Origin of the sequence: Streptomyces sp. NRRL B-24085 (assembly GCF_001282115.1) — a bacterium.
In the GTDB taxonomy this organism is placed as follows: domain Bacteria; phylum Actinomycetota; class Actinomycetes; order Streptomycetales; family Streptomycetaceae; genus Streptomyces.
Window position 1 is genome coordinate 1 of sequence record NZ_LJBR01000100.1, and the last position, 16,689, is coordinate 16,689.

Here is a 16,689-nt window from a genome sequence, read left to right on the forward strand (position 1 = left end):
AGATGGTGATAAGGGACAGGTCCCGGTGGGGGCGGGAGTCCGCGGGGATGGCCGGAGCGCGCCATCCTAAGTCCCCAACCAGCCGTCTGACCAGGGGTTTCCCGGTATGTATACGGCAATGTCAGTGGGGTGGTGTGCAATGGATCTCGTGCCCGCACTGGAAGAACCACTGCAACAGCCGCTCAAGGCAGTGCTCGGCCCCGCCACCGCGAAGGTGATGGCCGAGCACCTCGGCCTGCACTCCGTCGGCGACCTCCTGCACCACTACCCGCGCAGATACGAGGAGCGGGGACAGCTCACCCACCTCGCCGACCTGCCCATGGACGAGCACGTCACCGTGGTCGCCCAGGTCGCCGACGCCCGCCTGCACACCTTCGCCTCCCCCAGGGCGCCGCGCGGCAAGGGGCAGCGGCTGGAGGTCACCATCACGGACGGCAGCGGCCGCCTCCAACTGGTCTTCTTCGGCAACGGCGTGCACAAGCCCCACAAGGAACTCCTGCCGGGCACCCGCGCGATGTTCTCCGGCAAGGTCTCCCTCTTCAACCGCCGCCTCCAACTGGCCCACCCGGCCTACGAGTTGCTGCGCGGCGCCGACGACGAGGCGGTGGAGACCTGGGCGGGCGCCCTGATCCCCATCTACCCCGCCACCGCCAAACTGGAGTCCTGGAAGATCGGCAAGGCGATCCAGACCGTCCTGCCGAGCGCCCAGGAGGCGATCGACCCCCTCCCGGAATCACTGCGCGAGGGCCGGCGCCTGCTCCCCCTCCCCGAGGCCCTCCTCAAGATCCACCGCCCGCACACCAAGGCCGACATCGCCGACGCCCAGGCCCGCCTCAAGTGGGACGAGGCCTTCGTCCTCCAGGTCGCCCTGGCCCGCCGCCGCCACGCGGACGCCCAACTCCCGGCGGTCCCGAGGAAACCGGCACCGGACGGCCTCCTCACGGCCTTCGACGACCGCCTCCCCTTCACCCTCACGGAAGGCCAGCAGAAGGTCTCCAGGGAGATCTTCGACGACCTGGCCACGGACCACCCGATGCACCGGCTGCTACAGGGGGAGGTCGGATCGGGAAAGACAATGGTGGCCCTGCGCGCCATGCTCGCCGTGGTCGACGCGGGTGGGCAGGCCGCCCTGCTGGCGCCCACCGAGGTGCTCGCGCAGCAGCATCACCGTTCGGTCGTCGAGATGATGGGCGAGCTCGCCGAGGGCGGGATGCTGGGCGGGTCCGAGCACGCCACCAAGGTCGTGCTGCTCACCGGGTCGATGGGGACGGCCGCGCGCCGGCAGGCCATGCTGGACCTGGTCACCGGTGAGGCGGGCATCGTGATCGGCACGCACGCGCTGATCGAGGACAAGGTGCAGTTCCACGATCTGGGCCTGGTCGTGGTCGACGAACAGCACCGCTTCGGCGTCGAGCAGCGCGACGCCCTGCGCGGCAAGGGCAAGCAGCCGCCCCACCTCCTCGTCATGACGGCCACCCCCATCCCGCGCACGGTCGCCATGACGGTCTTCGGCGACCTGGACACCTCCGTCCTCGACCAGCTCCCGGCCGGCCGTTCCCCGATCGCCAGCCATGTGGTGCCCGCCGCCGACAAACCGCACTTCCTCAGCCGCGCCTGGGAGCGCGTCCGCGAAGAGGTGGAGAACGGCCACCAGGCCTACGTCGTCTGCCCCCGCATCGGCGACGACATCGACGAACCCGCCGACCCCAAGAAGCCGGCCAAGAAGAAGTCCCCCGAGGACGAGGCCGAGAAGCGCCCGCCGCTCGCCGTCCTGGACGTCGCCGACCAGCTCGCCAAGGGCCCGCTCAGCAGCCTCAGGGTCGAGGTCCTGCACGGCCGTATGCACCCCGACGACAAGGACGCGGTCATGCGCCGCTTCGCCGCCGGCGAGACCCACGTCCTGGTCGCCACCACGGTCATCGAGGTCGGCGTCAACGTCCCCAACGCCACGGCGATGGTCATCATGGACGCCGACCGCTTCGGTGTCTCCCAGCTCCACCAGCTGCGCGGCCGGGTCGGCCGCGGCTCCGCGGCGGGCCTGTGCCTGCTGGTCACGGAGATGCCGGAGGCGAGCCCCGCCCGGCAGCGTCTGAACGCGGTCGCGTCCACCCTGGACGGCTTCGAACTCTCCCGCATCGACCTGGAACAGCGCAGGGAGGGCGACGTCCTGGGCCAGGCCCAGTCCGGCGCCCGGACCTCCCTGCGCGTCCTCGCCGTGATCGAGGACGAGGAGATCATCGCGGAGGCGAGGGAGGAGGCGACCGCCGTGGTGGAGGCGGACCCGGAGCTGAAGGGCTTGCCCGGCCTGCGCACGGCCCTGGACGCGCTTCTGGACGAGGAGAGGGAGCAGTACCTGGAGAAGGGCTGAGAAACTGATCCCGTAACCACTCCCCGAACAAGGACCGAAGATGACCCGCGTGATCGCCGGCCGGGCCGGCGGACGCCGACTCGCAGTCCCGCCGGGCAACGGCACCCGCCCCACCTCCGACCGCGCCAGAGAAGGGCTCCTCTCCACCTGGCAGTCCCTCCTGGGCGGCCCCCTGGACGGCGAGCGGGTCCTCGACCTGTACGCGGGCTCGGGCGCGGTGGGTCTGGAAGCCCTCTCGCGCGGCGCGAGCCACACCCTCCTGGTCGAGGCCGACGCGCGAGCCGCCCGCACGATCCGGCAGAACGTCAAAAGCCTCGGTCTCCCCGGCGCCGAGGTGCGCGCGGGCAAAGCGGAACAGATCATCCAGCAACCGGCGCCGGCGCAGCCGTACGACATCGTGTTCCTCGATCCTCCCTACCGCGTCACGGATCACGATCTTCGGGAGATTCTCCTCACACTCCGCTCGGAACACTGGCTAGCGCCGGAGGCCCTGGTCACCGTGGAGCGCAGCACCAGAGGCGGTGAGTTCGCCTGGCCGCCCGGTTTCGAGGCGGTCAAGGCCCGTCGCTACGGCGAGGGAACGTTTTGGTACGGTCGCGCCGCCATGGGCGACAACGCCTCTACGTGCGAAGACGCACGATGACCGGACCGGAGAGCGAGGGATCTCAAGTGCGCCGCGCCGTCTGTCCCGGGTCGTTCGACCCGATCACCAACGGACACCTCGACATCATCTCCCGCGCCTCCCGTCTGTACGACGAGGTCTATGTCGCGGTGATGATCAACAAGTCCAAGAAGGGCCTGTTCGAGATCGACGAGCGGATCGACCTGATCCGCGAGGTCACCGCCGAGTACGGCAACGTGATCGTGGAGGCCTTCCACGGCCTGCTCGTCGACTACTGCAAGGAACGCGACATCCCGGCCATCGTCAAGGGCCTGCGCGCGGTCAGCGACTTCGACTACGAGCTGCAGATGGCCCAGATGAACAACGGCCTGAGCGGTGTCGAGACCCTCTTCGTGCCGACCAACCCCACCTACAGCTTCCTGTCCTCCTCGCTCGTCAAGGAGGTCGCCACCTGGGGCGGAGACGTCTCCCACCTGGTGCCCCCGAAGGTCCTCGAAGCCCTGAACGAGCGCCTCCGCAAGGGCTGATGGGGCTACAGTCGTCCCGTCCGTCTCCAACACGGCTTTAGAGAGTGGCGAGCACAGGTGGACGTGCAGAAGAAGCTCGACGAGATCGTCGCCGCGGTCTCCGGCGCCCGGTCGATGCCCATGTCGGCGTCGGTGATGGTCAACCGCGCCGAACTGCTCGCGATGCTCGAAGAGCTGCGCCAGGCCCTGCCCGGCTCCCTCGCGCAGGCGCAGGAGCTGATCGGCGACCGCGAGCAGATGGTCGAGCAGGCCCGCCAGGAGGCCGAGCGCATCATCTCCACGGCCCACGCCGAGCGCGGCTCCCTGATCTCCGACACCGAGATCGCCCGCCGCTCCCAGGCGGAGGCCGACCGGATCCTGAACGAGGCCCGCCAGGAGGCCGAGGAGGTCCGCGCGGAGGCCGACGACTACGTCGACTCCAAGCTCGCCAACTTCGAGGTCGTCCTCACCAAGACCCTCGGTTCGGTGGGGCGCGGCCGCGAGAAGCTCCTCGGCACCGGCCCGGGCCTCGACGAGAACGGCTACGAGGACGAGGACGCCCCCGAGCGCAGCCACGACCCCGAGACCCTGCGCAAGGACGCCGACTCCTACGTCGACGCCAAGCTCGGCGCCTTCGAGGCGGTCCTCGCCAAGACCCTGGAGGCCGTCGGCCGCGGCCGCCAGAAGCTGCACGGCCGTATCGCCACCGACGACCTCGGCGCCCTCGCCGGCGACACCTCCACCGTCCGGCACTCCAGCGACGCCGACTACCTGGCCGACCTCGCGGCCCTCGCCGAGCAGGACAGCCAGGCCGCGGCCCAGGCGCCGGTCCCGGCCGGGCAGCCGGACTACGCCCAGCAGCCGGCGTACGGCTACCAGCAGCAGACCGACGCCTACGCCGGTTACCAGCAGCAGTCCGACCCCTACGCCCAGCAGGACCCGTACGGCTACCAGCAGGCCGATCCCTATTCCCCCACCTCCGGCTACGCTCCGGCGGGAGGTGCCCCCTTCCAGGGCTACGACCAGCAGCAGGCCGCCTACGACCAGCAGCACCAGGCGCAGCAGGGCCAGCACGCCCAGCAGGACTACGCGCTCGACGAGACCAGCCTCTTCGACACCGGCATGATCACTCCGGAGCAGTTGAGGGCGTACGAGCAGGGTCGCGGCCAGTAAGGGACGACCGGATTGGGCCGTGAGCGAAAGGTCCAGTATCCTGGCTCTTCGGTCGCGTGTACGTCCGCGATCAACGCTGCCCGGCAACACCGGAGGGCGGCGTCCCTCTGAGCTCGAAGATCGAAAGCAGGAATGGCTCCCAACGCTCGCCTCGACCACCGCAACCCCCTCGTGTTCGACACACACGAGCTGGGTCGGCGTCCTGGCGCGCTGCAGCGCCTGACCCGCGAGATCGACGCTCCCAAGGATCTCGGCATCCAGGGAGTGATCGGAGTGCCGGAAGGCGCCCCGGTCGTGCTCGAACTCCGGCTCGAGTCGGTCATGGAAGGGGTGCTTGTCACAGGCACCGCCCGTGCACAGGCCGAGGGGGAGTGCGTAAGGTGTCTGGAGCCGCTTGAGCTGGCGCTCGAAGCGGACTTCCAGGAGATGTTCTCGTACCCTGACGCCGACGACCGTGGCCGTGTGAAAGCGGAACCGGCCGACGACGTCGAGGAAGACGAGGACAGGCTCTTCATCGAGGACGGCCTGTTCGACCTCGAACCCGTGCTGCGTGATGCGGTGGTGCTCGCACTGCCGATGCAGCCGGTGTGCCAGGACGACTGCCCCGGCCTGTGCTCCCAGTGCGGAGCCCGGCTGGCGGACGACCCGGACCACCACCACGACGCCGTCGACATCCGTTGGGCGGCACTGCAGGGACTCGCCGGTTCACTCGAAGACGGCGAGAAGGACGAGATGAGTGGCGAAGCGCCTCGATCGGCGCCCGCCAACGAGAAGCAGGAGAAGTAGCCGTGGCTGTTCCGAAGCGGAAGATGTCGCGCAGCAACACGCGCCACCGCCGGTCGCAGTGGAAGGCTGCGGTCCCCACCCTGGTTGCGTGCGAGCGCTGCCACGAGCCCAAGCTGCAGCACATCGCGTGCCCCGCTTGCGGCACCTACAACAAGCGCCAGGTCCTCGAGGTCTGAGCGGCTGGTGAGAGGCACTGTGTCCACGCCGAAGAAGAACTCGGGCGACAACCAGGCCTCGTCCCACACGCTGCTTGAAGGGCGGCTCGGGTACAAACTCGAGTCCGCCCTTCTGGTACGTGCGCTGACCCACCGTTCCTACGCGTACGAGAACGGCGGTCTGCCGACCAACGAACGCCTGGAGTTCCTCGGGGACTCCGTGCTCGGCCTCGTGGTCACGGACACGCTGTACAACACCCACCCCGACCTGCCCGAAGGCCAGCTGGCCAAGTTGCGGGCCGCGGTGGTCAACTCGCGTGCGCTGGCGGAGGTCGGCCGTGGGCTCGACCTGGGTTCCTTCATCCGGCTCGGCCGGGGTGAAGAGGGCACGGGCGGCCGGGACAAGGCATCCATCCTCGCCGACACCCTGGAAGCGGTGATCGGTGCGGTCTATCTCGACCAGGGTCTCGATGCGGCGAGCGAACTCGTCCACCGGCTCTTCGACCCACTGATCGAGAAGTCCTCCAACCTCGGTGCCGGCCTGGACTGGAAGACCAGTCTCCAGGAGCTCACCGCGACCGAAGGACTCGGCGTGCCCGAGTACCTGGTCACGGAGACCGGCCCCGACCACGAGAAGACCTTCACTGCTGCCGCCCGCGTCGGAGGCGTCTCGTACGGCACCGGCACCGGCCGCAGCAAGAAGGAGGCGGAGCAGCAGGCCGCGGAGTCCGCCTGGAGGTCCATCAGGGCCGACGCGGACGAGCGCGCCAAGGCGGCGGCGGAGAAGGCTGTCGAAGCCGTCGAAGCCGTCCAGGCAGTCGAAGCCTCCGAGGACGACGACGAGGGTCCGTCGTCCGTCTCCGCCTGACGCCTGGAAACACCCAGCGCGTCCGAAAGAACAGCGCAGCCGAGCGCCTGCCCCGAACCCCGGGGCGGGCGCTCGGCTCGTGCACCGGTCCGTGACGGGGGAGCCCCATGCCCGAGTTGCCCGAGGTCGAGGTCGTACGGCGGGGCCTTGAGCGGTGGGTCGCCCACCGCACGGTCGCCGAGGTCGAGGTGCTGCACCCGCGCGCGGTCCGCCGTCACCTCGCCGGCGCCGACGACTTCGCGCACCGGCTCAAGGGCCACCGCGTCGGCGTCCCGAGCCGCCGCGGGAAGTACCTCTGGCTGCCGCTGGAGGACACGGACCAGTCGGTCCTGGCCCATCTCGGGATGAGCGGCCAGCTGCTGGTCCAGCCGCACGCCGCGCCCGACGAGAAGCACCTCAGGATCCGGGTCGCCTTCGCGGACGAGGTCGACACCGAACTCCGGTTCGTCGACCAACGCACCTTCGGCGGGCTGTCGTTGCACGACAACACCCCCGACGGCCTGCCCGACGTCATCGCGCACATCGCCCGCGACCCCCTCGATCCGCTGTTCGACGACGACGCCTTCCACCAGGCGCTGCGCCGCAAGCGCAGCACCATCAAACGGGCCCTGCTGGACCAGTCGTTGATCAGCGGGGTCGGCAACATCTACGCGGACGAGGCTCTGTGGCGCTCCCGCATCCACTACGAGCGCCCCACCGCCGGCTTCACGCGCCCGCGCACGGCCGAACTCCTGGGTCACGTCCGGGACGTGATGAACGCGGCCCTCGCCGTCGGCGGCACCAGCTTCGACAGCCTGTACGTCAACGTCAACGGCGAGTCCGGGTACTTCGACCGGTCCCTCGACGCGTACGGCCGTGAGGGGCTGCCGTGCAAGCGGTGCGGTACGCCGATGCGCCGGCGGCCCTGGATGAACCGGTCCAGCTACTTCTGCCCGAGGTGTCAGCGGGCGCCGCGCGTCACGTCGTAGCGCTCGCGGGCGGCCAGGACGTCGTCCATGCGGCCCTCGACGAAGCGGATGAGGCCCAGGAGGCGCTCGGCGACCTCGTGGCCCAGGGGGGTCAGTTCGTAGTCGACCCGGGGCGGGTTGGTGGGCTGGGCCTCGCGGTGCACCAGGCCGTCGCGCTCCAGGCCCTGGAGGGTCTGGGAGAGCATCTTCTCGCTCACGCCGTCGACCCGGCGGCGCAGCTCGTTGAAGCGCAGCGAGCCCTCGTACAGGGCGCCGAGGGTGAGCGCGCCCCAGCGGCCCGTCACGTGCTCCAGGGTGCCGCGCGAGGGGCAGGCCTTGGCGAACACGTCGTACGGGAGGTCCCGCGCCTCCGAGGGCTGCTGCATGGTGTCCATGCTTCGAGCGTACTGGAAAGCAGCACTAACCGACAGATCGCACTAACTTGAAGTTAGTGCGATCGTGATCGTCGTCGGCAGGTCTCTAGTACCCGAAGTCCTGGGTCCACCAGGGGCCGCCCGCCCCGAACTGCACGCCGACGCCCAGCGTCTTGAAGTCGCAGTTCAGGATGTTGGCCTTGTGGCCGGGGCTGTTCATCCAGGCTTCCATGACCGAGGCCGCGTCGGCCTGGCCCCGGGCGATGTTCTCGCCGCCGAGGCTGGTGATGCCGGCCTTCGCGGCGCGGTCCCACGGGGAGGCGCCGCTCGGGTCGGTGTGGTCGAAGAAGCCCTGGGCGGCCATGGCCTTGCTGAAGTCCTCGGCGAGCTCGCTCAGCGCGCTGTTCGCGGCGACCGGGCTGCATCCGACCTTGGCCCGCTCCACGTTGACGAGCCGGAGCACCTCGGCCCCGGCGGCGGCCTCCGTGGAGACCTCCACCGGCGCGGTGGTCTCCTTCTTCGCCGGCTCGCGCTCCTTCTGCGAGGGCGTCGTCTCCGGCTTCTCGCTCGGCGTGGCCTCCGGCTTCTCCGTCGGCTTCTCGGTCGGCGCGGCCGTCGAGGTCGAGGTCGAGGGGGCCGGGGAGGGCGAGGAGGCGCGCTCGGCGTCCCGGCTCGTCGACGAACCGTCCTCGCGGCTCTCGGCGCTGCCGGAGGTGCCGCCCTGCTCGGCGGGGGAGTTGGTCGGCGCGCCCCCCGCCTGCACATCGCCGCCGGTGGTGCTGCCGCCGCCGATCCGGTAGTTGTCCAGGCCCGGCACCACACCCGTGGCGACCGCGACCGTGCCGATCGCGACGGCGGCCGAGACCCCGAGCAGACCGGACTTCACCGGCGTCACGAGATTCTTCTTGCGGCGGCGGTGCGAGCCGCCGCGACGCGGACCGTCGGCGGGCGTGTAGCTCTCGCCGCGGTACAGCGCGTACTCCTCCTCCGACGCGAACAGGTAGGCGTCACTGCGCGCGTAGGGGTCGGGGTCCTCGGGGCCCGGGAAGGTCGTGGTGGCGGCCGAGGTGAAGTCGTACGAGTCCTGCGGGTCGTAGGTGCTCCCGGAGGAGCCGTAGGCGCTCCCGTAGGAGCCGTGCGTCTGTGTGAACCCCGTGGCGCGGCCCGTGGCGGCGCGGCCGGCGGCGGAGCGTCGGTGGCGTCCCATGTCCTTGCCTTCCTTGTCTGTTCTTGAGGTCGACACGTCCCCCCGGTCAACCAAAGTCACAAAACCCACACCATCGAGTGAGTTTCGTATGAGATTCATTGGCAGCGGACAGTACCGCATGCCGCCAGATGAAGGAGTGCCGGGAGAGACATTGGCCGGTTAGGTTGCACCCATGAGCGAGGATGTACGACTGGTCGCCTGGGTGCGCGGACGCGTCCAAGGTGTGGGTTTCCGCTGGTTCACGCGTGCCAAGGCCCTGGAGATCGGCGGCCTGAGTGGTTTTGCTCTCAATCTGGACGACGGACGTGTGCAAGTGGTCGCAGAAGGACCGCGCCAGGGCTGCCAGGGACTGCTCGACTGGCTCCTCGGTGACGACACGCCCGGCCGGGTCGACGGCGTCACCGAGATCTGGGACACACCCCGCGGGGGTTACGACGGCTTCGCCATCCGATGAGCGCTTTCCGCGAAACGGCCCCGGCGGGTGCGGAGGGACATGCCAACGGCACCTGCCGGAAGCAGAAAGGCGCTGGTGGTTGCCAAGGAGCCCGTGCCGTGGCAGGCTCCCGGGCTAAGAATGATCGTCACGTCCCCGGGGTCCCGAGGGAGCCGCAGCGCCGCCGTTCTCAGGCCGCGCCGGTACGGGTTGCCACCAATACGGGGCGTGATCGTGTTGACCGTCAAACTTTTTGGTGAGACGCTGAAAGCACCCCGCGCACCTTAGCTGTTTGGCATGGATGAACGGCAGCACCAACTGAAGAGTGTCAAGCACCGCGGGTGCGAATCCCTCACGACCCACACCGCATCGGTCGGTCACTCATTGTGGAGGACCATCCATCATGGCAAAGGCGCTTCTCGGTTACGTCGGCGGCTCGGACCCTCGACTCCTCGCCGAGATGCGACGGCTCCAGCAGCGCGTCCAGGACCTGGAATCCGAGCTCGTACGGATCCAGGCGGAGAACGACGCGCTCGCGGCTGCCGCTTCTCACGACAGGATCATGGAGAGCATCGACGCACACCAGGCGGAGCCTGCGCTCACCTGATCACTGCATCGCTCCACGACAGCTCACGCAGTGGTCGGGCGGCCCGTATCAACCGCTAAGTTGTCAGAGTTTGCAAGGGACGCTTCGGCGTCCCTTCTTTCTTGCCCCCGTGCACCCTTTCACTCTCTTAACGTTTGGTGTGCCCTCCACGTTCAATGGTGAAACCGCGGGAGACAGCGCGTTCATGGAGTGAGACACCCCCGGAAGGTAGAGTCCAGCGCCGTGCACCTGAAGGCCCTGACCCTCCGAGGGTTCAAGTCGTTCGCCTCGGCGACCACGCTCCGGTTCGAGCCGGGGATCACCTGCGTGGTCGGTCCGAACGGCTCGGGCAAGTCCAATGTCGTGGACGCCCTGAGCTGGGTCATGGGCGAACAGGGCGCCAAGTCGCTGCGCGGCGGCAAGATGGAGGACGTCATCTTCGCCGGCACCACCGGCCGCCCGCCGCTGGGCCGCGCCGAGGTGTCCCTGACCATCGACAACTCCGACGGGGCCCTGCCCATCGAGTACGCCGAGGTCACCATCACGCGGATCATGTTCCGCAACGGCGGCAGCGAGTACCAGATCAACGGCGACACCTGCCGACTCCTGGACATCCAGGAACTCCTGTCCGACTCCGGCATCGGCCGCGAGATGCACGTCATCGTCGGCCAGGGCCAGCTCGACTCCGTCCTGCACGCCGACCCGACCGGCCGCCGCGCCTTCATCGAGGAGGCCGCCGGGGTCCTCAAGCACCGCAAGCGCAAGGAGAAGGCGCTGCGCAAGCTGGACGCGATGCAGGCCAACCTCGCGCGCGTGCAGGACCTCACCGACGAACTGCGGCGCCAGCTCAAGCCGCTCGGCCGGCAGGCCGCGGTCGCCCGCCGGGCCGCCGTCATCCAGGCCGACCTGCGCGACGCCCGCCTCCGGCTGCTCGCCGACGACCTCGTACGACTGCGGCAGGCGCTCCAGGCCGAGGTCGCGGACGAGGCCGCGCTGAAGGAGCGCAAGGAGGCCGCCGAGCAGGAGCTGAAGAAGGCCCTCCAGCGCGAGGCGCTGCTGGAGGACGAGGTACGGCAGCTCACGCCCCGGCTCCAGCGCGCCCAGCAGACCTGGTACGAGCTCTCCCAGCTCGCCGAGCGGGTGCGGGGCACGATCTCGCTGGCCGACGCGCGCGTGAAGAGCGCGACCTCGGCGCCGCCCGAGGAACGGCGCGGCCGGGACCCCGAGGACATGGAACGCGAGGCCGCCCGCATCCGCGAGCAGGAGGCCGAACTGGAGGCCGCCCTGGAGGCGGCCGAGCGGGCCCTGGAGGACACGGTCGCGCACCGCGCCGAACTGGAGCGCGAGCTCGCCCAGGAGGAGCGTCGGCTGAAGGACGTGGCCCGGGCCATCGCCGACCGCAGGGAGGGCCTCGCCCGTCTCAGCGGCCAGGTCAACGCGGCCCGTTCCCGTGCCGCCTCCGCGCAGGCCGAGATCGACCGCCTGGCCGCGGCCCGGGACGAGGCCCAGGAGCGGGCGTTCGCAGCGCAGGAGGAGTACGAGGCGCTGAAGGCCGAGGTCGACGGTCTCGACGCGGGTGACGTGGAACTCGCCGGGCAGCACGAGGCGGCGAAGCGGCGGCTGGGGGAGGCGGAGGCCGCCCTGACGGAAGCCCGCGAGGCGACCACGGCGGCGGAGCGCCGGCGCGCGGCGACCCAGGCCCGCCATGAGGCGCTGGCGATGGGGTTGCGGAGGAAGGACGGCACCGGCGCGCTTCTGGACGCGAAGGACCGCCTCAGCGGCTTGCTGGGTCCGGCGGCCGAGCTGTTGACGGTGACGCCGGGCCACGAGGTGGCCGTGGCGGCGGCTTTCGGCGCAGCGGCGGACGCCCTGGCGGTGACCTCTCCGTCGGCAGCGGCAGACGCAATCCGCCTGTTGCGGAAGCAGGACGGCGGGAGAGCATCACTGCTCGTCGCCGGGGAATCGGACCACCCTGGGGGCGCGGGGAACTGCGCGACCAGCCACGACGGACCCGCGGACGCCACTCATCAGCACGCGGCAGACCTCGTCCGCGGCCCCCAGGATCTGATGCCGGCCGTCCACCGCCTCCTGCACGGCATCGTCGTCGTCGGCACCCTCGAGGACGCCGAGGACCTCGTCTACGCCAACCCCCACCTCACCGCCGTCACCGCCGAAGGCGACCTCCTCGGCGCCCACTTCGCCCACGGCGGCTCCGCTGGCGCCCCGAGCCTCCTCGAAGTGCAGGCCTCCGTGGACGAGGCAGCGGTCGAACTGGAAGAGCTGGCGGTCCGCTGCGAGGAGCTCACCGAGGCCCAGCGCACCGCCGTCGAGCAGCGCAAGGCGGCGGCCGCGCAGGTCGAGGAGCTGGGGGAGCGCCGCCGGGCCGCCGACCGCGAGAAGTCGGCCGTGGCCCAGCAGCTCGGCCGGCTCGCCGGTCAGGCGAAGGGCGCGGCGGGTGAGGCCGAGCGCTCCACCGCGGCGGCCGCACGGGCACAGGACGCGTTGGAGAAGGCGCTCGAAGAGGTGGAGGAGCTCGCCGAACGCCTCGCCGTCGCCGAGGAGATGCCGGTCGAGGAGGAGCCCGACACGTCGGTACGGGACCGTCTCGCCGCCGACGGCGCCAACGCCCGCCAGACCGAGATGGAGGCCCGCCTCCAGGTCCGTACCCACGAGGAGCGGGTCAAGGGGCTCTCCGGCCGTGCCGACTCCCTCGACCGCGCCGCCCGCGCGGAACGGGAGGCACGCGCGCGTGCCGAACAGCGGCGGGCCCGGCTGCGGCACGAGGCCGCCGTGGCCGAGGCGGTCGCCTCGGGAGCGCGGCAACTGCTCGCGCACGTCGAGGTGTCCCTGGGGCGCGCGGAAGCGGAGCGGACCGCCGCCGAGGCCGCCAAGGCGTTGCGGGAACGGGAGCTGACCGCCGCGCGGAACACCGGTCGCGATCTCAAGGCCGAGCTCGACAAGCTGACCGACTCCGTCCACCGGGGCGAGGTGCTCGGCGCCGAGAAGCGGATGCGGATCGAGCAACTGGAGACCAAGGCGCTGGAGGAGCTGGGCGTCGAGCCGGCCGGGCTGGTCGAGGAGTACGGCCCCCACCAGCTCGTACCGCCGTCCCCGCCCGCCGAGGGCGAGGAGCTGCCCGAGGACCCGGAACATCCGCGCAACCAGCCGAAGCAGTTCCACCGGGCCGAGCAGGAGAAGCGGCTCAGGGCGGCCGAGCGGGCGTACCAGCAGCTCGGCAAGGTCAATCCGCTCGCGCTGGAGGAGTTCGCGGCGCTGGAGGAGCGGCACAAGTTCCTCAGTGAGCAGCTGGAGGACCTGAAGAAGACCCGCGCCGACCTGCTCCAGGTGGTCAAGGAGGTCGACGAGCGCGTGGAGCAGGTCTTCACCGAGGCCTACCGGGACACCGCCCGGGAGTTCGAGGGCGTCTTCAGCCGGCTGTTCCCGGGCGGCGAGGGGCGCCTGATCCTGACGGACCCCGACAACATGCTCACGACCGGCGTGGACGTCGAGGCGCGTCCGCCGGGCAAGAAGGTCAAGCGGCTCAGCCTGCTCTCCGGTGGCGAGCGGTCCCTCACGGCCGTAGCGTTGCTGGTGTCGATCTTCAAGGCGCGGCCCAGCCCGTTCTACGTGATGGACGAGGTCGAGGCCGCCCTCGACGACACCAACCTCCAGCGGCTGATCCGCATCATGCAGGAGCTGCAAGAGGCCTCGCAGCTCATCGTGATCACGCACCAGAAGCGCACGATGGAGGTCGCCGACGCGCTGTACGGCGTGTCCATGCAGGGCGACGGCGTCTCGAAGGTGATCAGCCAGCGGCTGCGCTAGCTCCTCCGGCTACCCCGTTTCCAACTCTTCACTCCTTGAACTCAACGTCCCCACCAGTGCCTCTTTTCTCACACCACTCCCGCTGTTGATTTCGGAACTTGAAGGCATAGGGTCGGGAACGTTGTTCTTGCCTTCAGGCAGCGTTGCCGATGGCCTTAGGAGTTGAACGTGACCAGCACAGCGCAGGCGCAGAAGTCAGGAGCCGGACCGGCTCATCCCGATCATCTCGGGCACGTCATCTTCATCGCGGCGGCGGCCGCGATGGGCGGTTTCCTCTTCGGTTACGACAGCTCCGTGATCAACGGCGCGGTCGAGGCCATCCGGGACCGCTACGACATCGGCTCCGCGGCCCTGGCGCAGGTCATCGCCATCGCCCTGATCGGCTGCGCGATCGGCGCGGCGACCGCGGGACGCATCGCGGACCGCATCGGCCGTATCCGCTGCATGCAGATCTCGGCCGTCCTCTTCACGGTCAGCGCCGTCGGCTCGGCGCTGCCCTTCGCGCTGTACGACCTGGCGTTCTGGCGGATCGTCGGCGGCTTCGCGATCGGCATGGCCTCGGTCATCGGCCCCGCCTACATCGCCGAGGTCGCCCCGCCGGCCTACCGGGGCCGGCTCGGCTCCTTCCAGCAGGCCGCGATCGTCATCGGCATCGCCATCTCGCAGCTCGTCAACTGGGGCCTGCTGAACGCCGCCGGCGGCGACCAGCGCGGCAAGCTGATGGGCCTGGAAGCCTGGCAGGTCATGCTCGGCGTCATGGTGATCCCGGCCGTCCTCTACGGTCTGCTCTCCTTCGCCATCCCCGAGTCCCCGCGGTTCCTGATCTCCGTCGGCAAGCACGAGCGGGCCCGGGAGATCCTCGCCGAGGTCGAGGGCGACAAGGTCGATCTGGACGCCCGCGTCGGTGAGATCGAGCACGCCATGAAGAGCGAGCACAAGTCGACCTTCAAGGACCTGCTCGGCGGTTCCTTCTTCTTCAAGCCGATCGTCTGGGTCGGCATCGGCCTGTCGGTCTTCCAGCAGTTCGTCGGCATCAACGTCGCGTTCTACTACTCCTCGACGCTGTGGCAGTCGGTCGGCGTCGACCCGACGGACTCGTTCTTCTACTCCTTCACGACGTCGATCATCAACATCGTCGGCACCGTGATCGCGATGATCTTCGTGGACCGCGTCGGCCGCCGCCCGCTCGCCCTGATCGGCTCGGTCGGCATGGTGATCGGTCTGGCGCTGGAGGCCTGGGCGTTCTCCTTCGACCTGGTCGACGGCAAGCTGCCCGCCGCGCAGGGCTGGACCGCCCTGATCGCCGCCCACGTGTTCGTCCTCTTCTTCGCCCTGTCCTGGGGTGTGGTCGTCTGGGTCTTCCTCGGTGAGATGTTCCCGAACCGGATCCGCGCCGCCGCGCTCGGTGTGGCCGCGTCCGCGCAGTGGATCGCCAACTGGGCCATCACCGCGAGCTTCCCGTCGCTGGCCGACTGGAACCTCTCCGCGACCTACGTGATCTACACGGTCTTCGCCGCGCTCTCCATCCCGTTCGTCCTCAAGTACGTCAAGGAGACGAAGGGCAAGAAGCTGGAGGAGATGGGCTGACGGCCCGCCCACGAGCCCGGGGGGAGGGGCCACCACCCCGCTGCCCCTCTCCCCGAACCGTCCGCCGCCCCCGGTCAGGCAACCGCCCAGGCCGGGGGCGGCGGAGCCGTGTACGGGGTCCCCGGATGAGGACGCCGACGCCGAGCTCCTCGGTGTTCAGGGTGGACGACCTCGTCGAGCCGTACGACCAGCGGAGACCGCCCGGCTCAGCCGTCCAGCGCCGGGATCACCCGCTCCGCGAACAGCCGCAGGCTCCGCCAGCCCTCCTCCACCGGCATCCCGCCCGCCAGCGGATGCAGGACGAGGTTGTCGAGCCCCAGCTCCACGCACTCCTCGGGCCTGAGGATCCGGTACACGCCCTCCGCGCGCAGTTCCTCCACGCTCGTGGCCGCCGAGCGGACCGCCGAGCGGATGTCACCGGACTGCCAGGAGGCGTACGTCCGCGCCTCGTGCAGGAAGTGCTCCCCGTGCCGGTCCCACACCTCGTCCGGGTCCTCGGCGATGTGCAGCAGGGGCGTCTCGGCCGTCGGCATCATGGTCCAGCCCTCGGTGCCGTACTCGACGAGCCGTTCCTTGTAGTACGCCTCCAGCTCCGGCAGGTGCGCGCTGGGGAAGAACGGCAGGCCGAGGCGGGCGGCCCGGCGGGCGGCCGCCTTGGAGGAACCGCCGACCAGGAGGAGGGGGTGCGGGTCGGTGAGCGGGCGCGGGGTGATCCGTACCGTACGACCGCGGTACTCGAACTCCTCGCCGGTCCAGGCCTTGAGGAGGGTCTCCAGGAGCTCGTCCTGGATCCGGCCCCGGCGCAGCCACTCCACGTCGAACAGGGCGTACTCCTCGGGGCGGTAGCCGATCCCGGCGACCGTCACCAGCCGGCCGCCGCTCAGCAGGTCCAGTACGGCGATCTCCTCGGCCAGGCGGAGCGGGTCGTGCAGCGGGCCGATCACGGCGGAGACGGTGACCGCGATCCTGCGCGTCGCGCCGAACACCGCGCCCGCGAAGGCGAACGGCGAGGGCAGCCAGTTGTTGTCGACGCCGTGGTGCTCCTCGGTCTGCACGGTGGTGATGCCGTGTTCGTCGGCATACGCGGCCATGTCCAGGGCGGCCCGGTAGCGGGCACTGAGGGAGGCGGGCGTCGCGCCGGGCTCGACGAGGTTGAAACGGACGACCGTGACGGGCATGGGGGTCCCCCTTCACCGGGCGGGTGGTGGCGGGGACGGTAGCTGACGCTGCGTCAGATTGCCATGGGGTGGCA

Annotated in this window: 15 protein-coding genes; 12 read left to right on the plus strand and 3 right to left on the minus strand. The window is 70.1% G+C overall.

Annotated features, from left to right (window positions below; all coding sequences use genetic code 11):
* Nucleotides 1–139: 139 nt before the first annotated feature.
* The 8 genes from recG to mutM all read left to right on the plus strand — a co-directional run bounded on the left by recG (nt 140) and on the right by mutM (nt 7,446).
* Entirely contained in the window at nt 140–2,368 is a 2,229-nt protein-coding gene (recG, locus tag AOJ26_RS13635) for an ATP-dependent DNA helicase RecG (protein WP_053848527.1), read from the plus strand.
* A gap of 40 nt (nt 2,369–2,408) precedes the next feature.
* Nucleotides 2,409–3,011: a 16S rRNA (guanine(966)-N(2))-methyltransferase RsmD gene (gene rsmD, locus AOJ26_RS13640; protein WP_053848528.1), complete on the plus strand. Its 603-nt coding sequence runs from the start codon at nt 2,409–2,411 to the stop codon at nt 3,009–3,011.
* Between the two features lie 26 nt (nt 3,012–3,037).
* Nucleotides 3,038–3,517 carry a pantetheine-phosphate adenylyltransferase gene (gene coaD, locus AOJ26_RS13645; RefSeq protein WP_053848529.1) on the plus strand — a complete coding sequence of 160 codons (480 nt, stop codon included), beginning with the start codon at nt 3,038–3,040 and terminating at the stop codon, nt 3,515–3,517.
* Nucleotides 3,518–3,574: 57 nt separating this feature from the next.
* Nucleotides 3,575–4,669: an ATP synthase F0 subunit B gene (locus AOJ26_RS13650; RefSeq protein WP_053848530.1), complete on the plus strand. Its 1,095-nt coding sequence runs from the start codon at nt 3,575–3,577 to the stop codon at nt 4,667–4,669.
* Nucleotides 4,670–4,801: 132 nt separating this feature from the next.
* The gene (locus tag AOJ26_RS13655; RefSeq protein WP_053848531.1) at nt 4,802–5,455 is read left to right on the plus strand and encodes a YceD family protein; all 654 of its coding nucleotides are present in this window, start codon (nt 4,802–4,804) and stop codon (nt 5,453–5,455) included.
* A gap of 2 nt (nt 5,456–5,457) precedes the next feature.
* Nucleotides 5,458–5,631 carry a 50S ribosomal protein L32 gene (rpmF, locus tag AOJ26_RS13660; protein ID WP_006139588.1) on the plus strand — a complete coding sequence of 58 codons (174 nt, stop codon included), beginning with the start codon at nt 5,458–5,460 and terminating at the stop codon, nt 5,629–5,631.
* Between the two features lie 19 nt (nt 5,632–5,650).
* A complete protein-coding gene (gene rnc / locus AOJ26_RS13665) occupies nt 5,651–6,478 on the plus strand; it encodes a ribonuclease III (protein ID WP_053848532.1) in 828 nt (275 codons plus the stop codon).
* 107 nt (nt 6,479–6,585) lie between these two features.
* Nucleotides 6,586–7,446, plus strand: coding sequence for a bifunctional DNA-formamidopyrimidine glycosylase/DNA-(apurinic or apyrimidinic site) lyase (gene mutM / locus AOJ26_RS13670; protein ID WP_053848533.1), 861 nt, complete (start codon nt 6,586–6,588; stop codon nt 7,444–7,446).
* Here the strand turns inward: mutM and AOJ26_RS13675 are convergent.
* A complete protein-coding gene (locus tag AOJ26_RS13675) occupies nt 7,419–7,820 on the minus strand; it encodes a winged helix-turn-helix transcriptional regulator (protein WP_053848534.1) in 402 nt (133 codons plus the stop codon). The genes mutM and AOJ26_RS13675 overlap by 28 nt on opposite strands.
* An 85-nt stretch (nt 7,821–7,905) precedes the next feature.
* On the minus strand, nt 7,906–9,006 hold the full coding sequence (locus AOJ26_RS13680; RefSeq protein ID WP_053848535.1) for a CAP domain-containing protein: 1,101 nt from the start codon (nt 9,004–9,006) through the stop codon (nt 7,906–7,908).
* 172 nt (nt 9,007–9,178) lie between these two features.
* On the opposite strand from AOJ26_RS13680, the gene AOJ26_RS13685 reads away from it, so the two are divergent.
* The 4 genes from AOJ26_RS13685 (at nt 9,179) to AOJ26_RS13700 (ending at nt 15,437) form a co-directional block, all read left to right on the plus strand.
* Nucleotides 9,179–9,460, plus strand: coding sequence for an acylphosphatase (locus tag AOJ26_RS13685; RefSeq protein ID WP_053848536.1), 282 nt, complete (start codon nt 9,179–9,181; stop codon nt 9,458–9,460).
* Nucleotides 9,461–9,842: 382 nt separating this feature from the next.
* Nucleotides 9,843–10,046, plus strand: a complete 204-nt coding sequence (locus AOJ26_RS13690) for a hypothetical protein (protein WP_016432419.1) — start codon at nt 9,843–9,845, stop codon at nt 10,044–10,046.
* Between the two features lie 222 nt (nt 10,047–10,268).
* Nucleotides 10,269–13,850: a chromosome segregation protein SMC gene (smc, locus tag AOJ26_RS13695; RefSeq protein WP_053848537.1), complete on the plus strand. Its 3,582-nt coding sequence runs from the start codon at nt 10,269–10,271 to the stop codon at nt 13,848–13,850.
* Between the two features lie 168 nt (nt 13,851–14,018).
* The gene (locus AOJ26_RS13700; RefSeq protein ID WP_053848538.1) at nt 14,019–15,437 is read left to right on the plus strand and encodes a sugar porter family MFS transporter; all 1,419 of its coding nucleotides are present in this window, start codon (nt 14,019–14,021) and stop codon (nt 15,435–15,437) included.
* Nucleotides 15,438–15,643: 206 nt separating this feature from the next.
* Here the strand turns inward: AOJ26_RS13700 and AOJ26_RS13705 are convergent, their stop codons facing one another.
* Nucleotides 15,644–16,615, minus strand: coding sequence for an LLM class flavin-dependent oxidoreductase (locus AOJ26_RS13705; protein ID WP_053848539.1), 972 nt, complete (start codon nt 16,613–16,615; stop codon nt 15,644–15,646).
* Between the last annotated feature and the right edge of the window lie 74 nt (nt 16,616–16,689).

Coding starts and splice junctions, on each gene's coding strand:
- recG (WP_053848527.1), top strand. CDS start 140: ATGGATCTCGTGCCCGCACTGGAAGAACCACTGCAACAGCCGCTCAAG.
- rsmD (WP_053848528.1), top strand. CDS start 2,409: ATGACCCGCGTGATCGCCGGCCGGGCCGGCGGACGCCGACTCGCAGTC.
- AOJ26_RS13655 (WP_053848531.1), top strand. CDS start 4,802: ATGGCTCCCAACGCTCGCCTCGACCACCGCAACCCCCTCGTGTTCGAC.
- mutM (WP_053848533.1), top strand. CDS start 6,586: ATGCCCGAGTTGCCCGAGGTCGAGGTCGTACGGCGGGGCCTTGAGCGG.
- AOJ26_RS13675 (WP_053848534.1), bottom strand. CDS start 7,820: ATGGACACCATGCAGCAGCCCTCGGAGGCGCGGGACCTCCCGTACGAC.
- AOJ26_RS13680 (WP_053848535.1), bottom strand. CDS start 9,006: ATGGGACGCCACCGACGCTCCGCCGCCGGCCGCGCCGCCACGGGCCGC.
- AOJ26_RS13685 (WP_053848536.1), top strand. CDS start 9,179: ATGAGCGAGGATGTACGACTGGTCGCCTGGGTGCGCGGACGCGTCCAA.
- AOJ26_RS13690 (WP_016432419.1), top strand. CDS start 9,843: ATGGCAAAGGCGCTTCTCGGTTACGTCGGCGGCTCGGACCCTCGACTC.
- AOJ26_RS13705 (WP_053848539.1), bottom strand. CDS start 16,615: ATGCCCGTCACGGTCGTCCGTTTCAACCTCGTCGAGCCCGGCGCGACG.